Source organism: Ruegeria sp. AM9 (assembly GCF_056540565.1).
Genome location: NZ_JBQFWY010000031.1, coordinates 1 through 2,721 on the forward strand (window position 1 = coordinate 1; position 2,721 = coordinate 2,721).

The window sequence follows — 2,721 nt, forward strand, 5'->3', positions numbered from 1 at the left end:
AAACGCACGCCTTTGTACGACTTGCATGTTGAGTTGGGTGGCAAGATGGTTGATTTTGCGGGTTGGGAGATGCCTGTTCAGTATCCTTTGGGGATCATGGGAGAGCATAAGCAGTGCCGAGAGAAGGCGGCGGTGTTTGATGTGTCTCATATGGGTCAGGTGATCCTGCGGGGCGAGAATGTGGGTGAGAAGCTGGAAGCGCTTTGCCCGCAGGCCTATGCGACGCTGAAGGAAGGCAAGGCGCGGTACGGGTTTTTCACCAATCCGCAAGGCGGGATCATGGATGACCTGATCGTGTCGAACGCGGGGGATCACTACTTCGTCGTCGTGAACGCAGCGCTGCGGCATCAGGACATTCCGCATATGCAGGCCAATCTGGACGGCGTCGAAGTGACCGAGATCTTCGACCGTGCGCTGGTTGCGGTGCAAGGCCCCAAGGCCGAGGATGTGGTGGGCGACCTCTGCCCCGCCGCCCGTGACCTGACCTTCATGGAAACCACCGTGGCCGAGATCAACGGCGTCGAGTGCCGCATCTCGCGGCTGGGCTATACCGGCGAGGACGGGTATGAGATCTCGATCCCCGAGGACAAGGCCATCGAGATCACCCGCGCGTTTCTGGCGCATGAGGATTGCGAGCCAGCCGGCCTGGGCGCGCGCGACAGCCTGCGGCTGGAGGCAGGCCTGTGCCTCTATGGCAATGACATCGACCAGAGCACCTCGCCGATCGAGGCCTCTCTGGGCTGGGCGATCCAGAAGCGCCGCAAGGAAGAAGGCGGCTTTCCGGGCGCTGAGCGTGTCCAGAAAGAACTGGCCGAAGGCCCCGCGCGCAAGCTGGTGGGCATCAAGCCCGAAGGCCGCGCGCCCGCGCGTCAGGGTGTCGAGGTACAATGCCTTGAAGGCAACACCATCGGTCAGATCACCTCGGGCAGCTTTGGCCCCACGGTCGGCGGACCGGTGGCGATGGGCTACGTGAGCAAAGGCCATGGCGAGCCGGGCGAGAAGGTGAACCTGATCATCCGGGGCAAGGCGCAACCGGCCGAGATCGTGGCGCTGCCCTTCGTCACACAGAATTACAAGCGTTGAAGTCAGGAGAGAGACACAATGGCAACCTATTATTCCGAAGAGCATGAATGGCTGACCGTCGAAGGCGACACCGCCACGCTGGGCATCACTGCGCATGCCGCCGAGCAGCTGGGCGAGGTGGTCTTTGTCGAGCAGCAGGACGCGGGCGAGGAATTTGCCAAGGACGGTGAGATCGGCGTGATCGAATCCGTCAAGGCCGCGTCCGAGCTCTATGCCCCGGTCGATGGCGAGATTACCGAGGTCAACGAGACGCTGGCCGACAACCCCGGCGCGCTGAACGAAGACCCCGAGGGCGAGGCCTGGATCTACAAGATCAAGATCGCAGACGCGTCGCAGCTGGAAGATCTGATGGACGAGGCCGGCTACAAGGCCTTCATCGGCTGAGCCAGAACCGGAGCCCCGGCATTGGGGCTCCACCCGCTTCATCTTTTCCCAAATACTCCCGCCGGAGGCATCCGCCAGACCGGCTGGCCGAGACATTCCTTGAGGAGCGCAACACATGGCCTTCAAACTGACCGACTACGAAGCCTATGACTTCGCCAATCGCCGCCACATTGGCCCGTCACCGACCGAGATGCGCGACATGCTCAAGGTGATCGGCTTCAAGACGCTGGACGAACTGATCGACGCCACCGTTCCCCCTGCGATCCGCCAGAAGGACCCGCTGGACTGGGGTCCGGCGATGACCGAACGGGATGCGCTGTTTCACATGCGGCAGGTGGCGGGCAAGAACAAGGTTCTGACCTCGCTGATCGGTCAGGGCTATTACGGCACCACCACCCCGGCGCCGATCCTGCGCAACATCCTGGAAAACCCGGCCTGGTACACCGCCTATACGCCGTATCAGCCCGAGATCAGCCAGGGCCGACTTGAGGCGCTCTTGAACTTCCAGACCATGGTCAGCGATCTGACCGGGCTGGACGTGGCCAACGCCTCACTGCTGGACGAAGCCACCGCCGCCGCCGAAGCCATGGCGATGGCCAAGCGCGGCGGCCGGTCCAAGGCCAATAACGCGGCCTTCTTCGTCGACCGCAACTGCCACCCGCAGACCATCGCGGTGATCAAAACCCGGGCTGAGCCTCTGGGCATCGACGTGCAGGTGGGCGATCCCGACAGCCTCGACGCGGGCGCGGTGTTTGGCGCGATCTTCCAGTATCCCGGCACCCACGGCCACGTGCGCGACTACACCGCCGAGATTGCGGCGCTGCACGAACATAAAGCCATCGCCATCGTCGCCGCCGACATCCTGTCGCTGGCGCTGCTGAAGTCACCGGGCGAGATGGGCGCGGATATCGCCATCGGCTCGACCCAGCGCTTTGGCGTTCCGATGGGCTTTGGTGGCCCGCACGCCGCCTATATGGCGACCACCGACAAGCTGAAGCGCTCGATGCCCGGCCGGATCATCGGTGTCAGCATCGACAGCCGCGGCAACAAGGCGTACCGCCTGTCGCTGCAGACCCGCGAGCAACACATTCGCCGCGAGAAAGCCAATTCGAACGTCTGCACCGCGCAGGCGCTGCTGGCGGTGATTGCCTCGATGTATGCGGTCTATCACGGCCCCGACGGCATCAAGGCCATCGCGCAATCGGTGCACCGCAAGACCTCGCGCCTGGCCGCCGGTCTGGAAGAGGCGGGCTT

The 2,721-nt window shown here is 63.5% G+C and carries 3 protein-coding genes; all 3 read left to right on the top strand.

Annotation, left to right across the window (positions count from 1 at the left end; genetic code table 11):
• Window positions 1-1,083, top strand: a 1,083-nt coding sequence (gene gcvT, locus ACR0DO_RS19375) for a glycine cleavage system aminomethyltransferase GcvT (protein ID WP_480561077.1), incomplete at its 5' end; no start/stop codon positions are given.
• 18 nt (window positions 1,084-1,101) lie between these two features.
• Window positions 1,102-1,467, top strand: coding sequence for a glycine cleavage system protein GcvH (gcvH, locus tag ACR0DO_RS19380; protein ID WP_170672996.1), 366 nt, complete (start codon window positions 1,102-1,104; stop codon window positions 1,465-1,467).
• Window positions 1,468-1,582: 115 nt separating this feature from the next.
• On the top strand, window positions 1,583-2,721 hold a 1,139-nt coding region (locus tag ACR0DO_RS19385), incomplete at its 3' end, for a glycine dehydrogenase (protein ID WP_480561078.1).

What these genes read in the sequence shown, in the direction of transcription:
- gcvH (WP_170672996.1), top strand. Translation starts at nt 1,102, where the DNA reads ATGGCAACCTATTATTCCGAAGAGCATGAATGGCTGACCGTCGAAGGC.